Origin of the sequence: Parvibaculum sp., from assembly GCF_049651025.1 — a bacterium.
Classification (GTDB): Bacteria; Pseudomonadota; Alphaproteobacteria; order Parvibaculales; family Parvibaculaceae; genus Parvibaculum.
Map to the genome: position 1 here is coordinate 1 of NZ_JBASBH010000002.1, position 6,115 is coordinate 6,115.

Annotated in this window: 7 protein-coding genes; all 7 read left to right on the forward strand. The window is 63.0% G+C overall.

Annotation, left to right across the window (positions count from 1 at the left end; all coding sequences use genetic code 11):
- Positions 1–147: 147 nt before the first annotated feature.
- The gene (gene rpsB, locus WA943_RS00130; protein WP_424467458.1) at positions 148–912 is read left to right on the forward strand and encodes a 30S ribosomal protein S2; all 765 of its coding nucleotides are present in this window, start codon (positions 148–150) and stop codon (positions 910–912) included.
- Positions 913–1,009: 97 nt separating this feature from the next.
- Positions 1,010–1,936, forward strand: a complete 927-nt coding sequence (gene tsf, locus WA943_RS00135) for a translation elongation factor Ts (protein WP_424467460.1) — start codon at positions 1,010–1,012, stop codon at positions 1,934–1,936.
- Positions 1,937–2,087: 151 nt separating this feature from the next.
- Entirely contained in the window at positions 2,088–2,816 is a 729-nt protein-coding gene (gene pyrH, locus WA943_RS00140; protein ID WP_424467461.1) for a UMP kinase, read from the forward strand.
- A 36-nt stretch (positions 2,817–2,852) separates the two neighbouring features.
- Entirely contained in the window at positions 2,853–3,419 is a 567-nt protein-coding gene (frr, locus tag WA943_RS00145; protein ID WP_424467463.1) for a ribosome recycling factor, read from the forward strand.
- A 76-nt stretch (positions 3,420–3,495) separates the two neighbouring features.
- The gene (locus WA943_RS00150) at positions 3,496–4,263 is read left to right on the forward strand and encodes an isoprenyl transferase (protein ID WP_424467469.1); all 768 of its coding nucleotides are present in this window, start codon (positions 3,496–3,498) and stop codon (positions 4,261–4,263) included.
- 3 nt (positions 4,264–4,266) lie between these two features.
- Positions 4,267–5,103, forward strand: a complete 837-nt coding sequence (locus WA943_RS00155; RefSeq protein ID WP_424467465.1) for a phosphatidate cytidylyltransferase — start codon at positions 4,267–4,269, stop codon at positions 5,101–5,103.
- On the forward strand, positions 5,094–6,115 hold a 1,022-nt coding region (gene dxr / locus WA943_RS00160), incomplete at its 3' end, for a 1-deoxy-D-xylulose-5-phosphate reductoisomerase (protein ID WP_424467467.1). The genes WA943_RS00155 and dxr, both read left to right, overlap by 10 nt.

A 6,115-nucleotide genomic window follows, 5' to 3' on the forward strand; every position in this document is an offset into this window, starting at 1 on the left:
CTATACCCCGCACCATTCCACACGCGGGGCTCGGCCCTCCCACGCCTCTTTCGAGGGGCAACATAGGGAAGGTCGGTCCGGTGCGGCCGGATTTCCGGTCGTTCTTTCCCCCGCGGAGGTCCAACCGGAAAAAGGAGTAACAGTGTCATGGCACTGCCCGAATTCTCTATGCGTCAATTGCTGGAAGCCGGCGTTCACTTCGGCCACCAGACCCACCGCTGGAACCCGAAGATGGCGCCGTTCCTCTTCGGCGACCGCAACAACATCCACATCATCGACCTTGCCCAGACGGTTCCGCTGCTTCACCAGGCGCTCGTCGCCGTTCGTGACGCGGTTGCCGGTGGCGGTCGTGTGCTCTTCGTCGGCACGAAGCGTCAGGCCTCCGATCCGGTCGCCGCTGCTGCCCGCCAGTGCGCACAGTACTACATCAACCATCGTTGGCTCGGCGGCACGCTGACCAACTGGAAGACGATCTCGAACTCGATCCGTCGTCTGCGTCAGCTTGACGAGATGCTCGCGGGCGAAGCGCGCGGCCTGACGAAGAAGGAAGTGCTGAACCTGACCCGTGAGCGCGACAAGCTTGAGCGCGCCATCGGCGGTATCAAGGACATGGGCGGCATTCCCGACATCATGGTCGTGATCGACACCAACAAGGAAACGATTGCGATCGAGGAAGCCCGCAAGCTCGGCATTCCGGTCGTCGCGATCCTCGATTCCAACTCGAACCCGGACGGCATCGCTTTCCCGGTTCCGGGTAACGACGACGCCGCCCGCGCGATCGTGCTCTATTGCGAACTCGTTTCGCGTGCGGTCATCGACGGCATCTCGCAGAGCCACATCGCTTCCGGCATGGATGTCGGCGCTGAGGCTGAGCCCGAAGTGGCGCTCCCCGTCGAGGCCGCTGCCGTCTAAGAACCGCTCACGCGGTCTTTGCGAACAAGTCGGCCCGGCGGCTCATGAGAGGCTGCCGGGCCGCTCGCATTCAAGCTTGATTTGAGAGGATATTCCAATGGCCGACATCACCGCAGGCATGGTGAAAGAACTCCGCGAGAAGACCGGCGCGGGGATGATGGATTGCAAGTCCGCGCTCAATGAGACGCAGGGCGACATGGAAGCCGCCATCGACTGGCTGCGCACCAAGGGTCTTGCCAAGGCCGCGAAGAAGTCCGGCCGCGTCGCCGCTGAAGGCCTCGTCGGCGTCGTTGCCGACGGCACGCGTGGCGCGCTCGTCGAAGTCAACTCCGAGACCGACTTCGTTGCCCGCAACGAAAACTTCCAGACCATGGTCACCGAGATCGCCAAGACCGCCCTCGGCGTCAATGGCGACACCGAGAAGCTGCTGGCGACCGCTTATCCCGGTTCCGCGCTCTCCGTGAAGGATTACGTGACCGAGCAGGTCGGCACCATCGGCGAGAACATGAGCGTTCGCCGCGCCGGTTCGATCAGCGTCAGCGACGGCATCGTCGCCGCCTATGTCCACAATCAGGTCGTTCCGGGCCTCGGCAAGATCGGCGTGCTGGTCGGTGTCGAGTCGACGGGCGACAAGGCAAAGCTCGCCGAACTCGGCAAGCAGATCGCCATGCACATCGCCGCGACGAGCCCGCTTGCAACGCGCCGCGAAGAAGTCGATCCGGCTGTCGTTGAGCGTGAGCGCAACGTGCTGATCGCCGAAGCCAAGGAATCGGGCCGCCCCGACAACATCATCGAGAAGATGGTCGAAGGCCGCATCCGCAAGTTCTACGAAGAAGTCGTGCTCCTTTCGCAGGCCTTCGTCGTGAACCCGGACCTCACTGTCGAAAAGGCGGTGAAGGAAGCCGAAGCCGCTGCCGGTGCGCCGATCAATGTTGTCGGTTTCATCCGCTTCCAGCTCGGTGAAGGCATCGAGAAGGTCGAGACGGATTTCGCCGCAGAAGTGGCAGCCGCCGCTCGCGGTTGATATTTGAACGCTCAAGATAAAACGCCCCCTTCGCTAATAAGCGCTGGGGGCGTTATTGTAAGTGGGTCGGGCAGGGGATTCGTCTCCCCGGCACCCGTAGACACGTCAAAAGTAAACACGTTCGAATCCTGCCGTACCGGAAAGCCCCCGCATGCCCAGTAAACCTCTCTACAAGCGCGCGCTCCTCAAGGTTTCCGGCGAAGCCCTGATGGGCAATCAGCAATATGGCATCGATGTCGAGACGGTCGACCGCATCGCCCGCGAGATCAAGCAGGCGACCGACATAGGCTGCGAAATCTGCCTCGTCATCGGCGGCGGCAACATCTTCCGCGGCCTCTCTGGCGCGGCAAAAGGCATGGAGCGGGCAAGCGCCGACTATATGGGCATGCTTGCCACCGTCATGAACGCGCTGGCCATGCAGAATTCGCTGGAGCGCATGGGGGTCCAGACCCGCGTCATGTCCGCCATCCCCATGACGACCATCGCAGAGCCATATATCCGCCGCAGAGCGGTGCGACACATGGAAAAAGGCCGCGTCGTCATCTTTGCGGCAGGGACGGGCAATCCCTTCTTCACGACCGACACGGCAGCGGCCTTGCGGGCGACGGAGATGGGCTGCGACGCCCTCATGAAGGGTACACAGGTCGACGGGGTCTATTCCGCCGACCCGCACAAGGTAAAGGACGCGACGCGCTATGAGAGGCTGACCTATATGGACGTGCTCGCGCGTGACCTGCAGGTGATGGACACGTCCGCCATCGCCCTTGCCCGCGAAAACAACATTCCCATCATCGTCTTCTCGATCCATGACGATGGTGGTTTCGTCAATGTTCTGACAGGTAACGGACGCTGCACTATCATCGAGAATGCTGCTGCCTGAGATACGAGTTAGAGCGCTAAAGGATAGAAGGACAAGATGGCTGACCCAAAGACACTGGACGTCGAAGACGTCGAACGGCGCATGCGTGGCGCGTTTCAGGCCCTGAAACAGGAATTCAGCGGCCTGCGCACAGGCCGTGCTTCGGCCTCGTTGCTTGATCCCGTGATGGTCGATGCCTACGGCCAGATTACGCCGGTCAACCAGGTTGCGACCGTCAACGCCCCCGAGCCGCGCCTGATCACGGTGCAGGTATGGGACCGTGGTATGGTCGCGGCTGTCGACAAGGCGATCCGCTCCGCCGGGCTCGGCCTCAACCCGAACGTCGATGGCACGCTGATCCGCTTGCCGATCCCGGAGCTCAATCAGGAGCGACGCACGGAGCTGACCAAGGTCGCGGCCAAATATACCGAGCAGGCCCGTATTTCCGTGCGCAACGTCCGCCGCGATGCGATGGACGAGCTCAAGCGTCTTGAGAAAGACGGCCATATGAGCCAGGACGATTACAAGGTGCAGACGGACAAGGTCCAGAAGCTGACCGACAAGATCATCGGCGAAATCGACGCCGCTCTGGCGCATAAGGAAGGCGAGATCATGCAGGTATGAGGGTAAGCTTGCTCTCTATCTGGACAAGAAAAGGCCGATAACCATATGAAACTGATGCGGGAAACCTGACGTGAAGATGTGGGCGCCAGACCAGTCGGCGAGTGCTGCTGAAGCGGCTGGCGTTCCGCGTCATGTGGCCATCATCATGGACGGCAACAGGCGCTGGGCGGCCAGGCGCATGCTGCCGCGCCAGATCGGCCACCGTCAGGGCGTCGAGGCTGTGCGTGTCATCACGCGGGCAGCGGGCGAAATGGGCATCCGCTATCTGACGCTTTACGGCTTCAGTTCCGAGAACTGGAACCGTCCGGCCGATGAGGTCAGCGACCTCATGGGACTGCTAAAGCTCTTTATCCGCCGTGACTTGGCCGAACTTCATCAGAATGGCGTTCAGGTTCGTATCATCGGCGGCCGGGAGGATCTGGAGCCCGATATCGTCGCCTTGATCGAAGAGGCCGAGACGCTCACCCGCAACAATGACCGCCTGAAGCTCATCATTGCCTTTAACTATGGCGGCCAAAACGAGATCACCTCTGCCGTTCGTCGTATCGCGCGGGAAGTGAAGGCCGGTCGCCTCGATCCTGAAGCAATCTCTCAAGAGACGGTCGCCGCCCATCTCGACACGGCAGGCGTGCCCGATCCCGATCTCATCATCCGCACCAGCGGCGAAAAGCGCCTCTCGAACTTCCTGCTCTGGCAAAGCGCCTATGCCGAGCTCGTCTTCACCGATGTCTACTGGCCCGATTTCTCGCCCGAGCGGCTGAAGGAAGCGATCGCCGAGTTCAATCGGCGCGACCGCCGCTTCGGCGCCACCGCCCCGGCCCAATCGTCTACGGGCAAGTCCTGATCCATGGCTGAGCCCACAGTCTCGAAATCCGCTGAACTGCGCACCCGCATCCTGTCGGCCCTCGTCCTGGCCCCGGTCGCGCTGGGCCTCACATGGCTCGGCGGCTGGCCCTTCGCCGCGATGCTGGCCGTGGCCGCCATCGCCATGGCGTTCGAGCTTTCAGCGCTCCTGCCCGGCGACACGAAGACGTCGCGCATCATGCTTGCAGGCTTTGCCCTGATCGCCGTGTTGGCGGCGGCAGCCGGCGGTCCGCTCGTCGCGCTTCTGGCGGGCTTGTCGGGGCTGACCTTCGCCATCACGGTCGGCATTCTGCGCAATGCGCCGCTCTGGCCATCCATATTCGCCTATCCCTATGTGATCCTGCCGCTCATCGGGCTGCTCTGGCTGCGCCTCGATCCCGAATTCGGGCGGGTCGCGATCTTCTGGCTGCTCATCGTCGTGTGGGCGACTGACACGTTTGCCTATTTCTTCGGGCGCGCCATTGGCGGGCCGAAGCTTGCGCCGCGCCTTTCGCCCAACAAGACATGGGCTGGCCTGATCGGCGGCATGTTCGGTGCTGGGCTGGTCGGCGCCATTGCCGCCATCTGGCTCAATCTTGGTTCACCCGCGATCCTCGTTTTGGTCAGCGCCGCTCTCGCCGTGATCGCGCAGGCGGGCGACATTCTGGAATCGGCGCTGAAACGTCGCGCAGGCGTCAAGGATTCGGGTAAGCTCATCCCCGGCCATGGCGGCATCCTCGACCGTGTCGACGGTCTGGTAACGGCGGCTGTGGCGGCGGCGGTAATTGCGCTGCTGCATGGAAGCGTAAGCCCCGGCGCAGGAGTGTTGATTTGGCCCTGACCGCAGAGCTTCACGACATGGAAATTCCGGCCGCCGTTGAGCGGCGTAGTGTCACTGTGCTCGGCTGCACCGGCTCCATCGGCGTCTCGACGCTCGACCTGATCGAGCGTGACCGCGAAAACTTCGACCTCGTAGCCATCACCGCGCATCGCAATGTCGGCAGGCTGATCGAACAGGCCCGCCGCCTGCGTCCGCAATTTGCAGTCATCGGCGACCTGACGCTTTACGACGAGCTTGCCGCCGGGCTCGAAGGCACCGGCATCGAAATCGGCGCAGGCAGGAGCGCGGTCATTGAGGCGGCGGTGCGGCCCGCCGATTGGGTCATGGCGGGTATCGTCGGCACGGCGGGTCTTGCGCCCACGCTCGCCGCAGTGCGTCGCGGCGCCTCGGTCGCGCTTGCCAACAAGGAATGCCTCGTTTCCGCAGGCTCGCTCTTCCTCGCCGAAGTCGCCCGCTCCGGGGCAACGCTTCTGCCGGTCGACAGCGAGCACAATGCAATCTTTCAGGTGCTTGAGGCCGAGCGCCTTCACGCGGTCGACCGCATCATCCTCACGGCTTCGGGCGGCCCCTTCCGCACCTGGTCGCTCGACGAGATGGCCAGGGCGACGCGCGCCCAGGCGGTCGCACATCCCAAATGGGATATGGGTGCCAAGATCTCTGTCGATAGCGCGACGCTGATGAACAAGGGCCTTGAGCTTATCGAGGCGCACTACCTGTTCCCGGTCGGCGAGCAACGGCTCGAAATCGTCATTCATCCGGAATCGATCGTGCACAGCATGGTCGCCTATGTGGACGGCTCGGTCCTCGCCCAGCTCGGCTCGCCGGACATGCGTACGCCCATTTCCTATGCGCTGGCCTGGCCGAACCGCATGGCGACGCCCTGCGCCCGGCTCAACCTTGCGCAGATCGGCTCGTTAACTTTCTCCGAGCCCGATCCTGTCCGCTTTCCGGCCTTGCGGCTCGCCCGCGAGGCCCTTCAGGCCGGCGGGGCGGCGCCGACGATTCTCAATGC

Bases quoted from the DNA above. Each gene is read 5' to 3' on its own strand.
- WA943_RS00155 (WP_424467465.1), top strand. From the start codon at position 4,267: ATGGCTGAGCCCACAGTCTCGAAATCCGCTGAACTGCGCACCCGCATC.
- rpsB (WP_424467458.1), top strand. From the start codon at position 148: ATGGCACTGCCCGAATTCTCTATGCGTCAATTGCTGGAAGCCGGCGTT.
- pyrH (WP_424467461.1), top strand. From the start codon at position 2,088: ATGCCCAGTAAACCTCTCTACAAGCGCGCGCTCCTCAAGGTTTCCGGC.
- frr (WP_424467463.1), top strand. From the start codon at position 2,853: ATGGCTGACCCAAAGACACTGGACGTCGAAGACGTCGAACGGCGCATG.
- tsf (WP_424467460.1), top strand. From the start codon at position 1,010: ATGGCCGACATCACCGCAGGCATGGTGAAAGAACTCCGCGAGAAGACC.
- WA943_RS00150 (WP_424467469.1), top strand. From the start codon at position 3,496: ATGTGGGCGCCAGACCAGTCGGCGAGTGCTGCTGAAGCGGCTGGCGTT.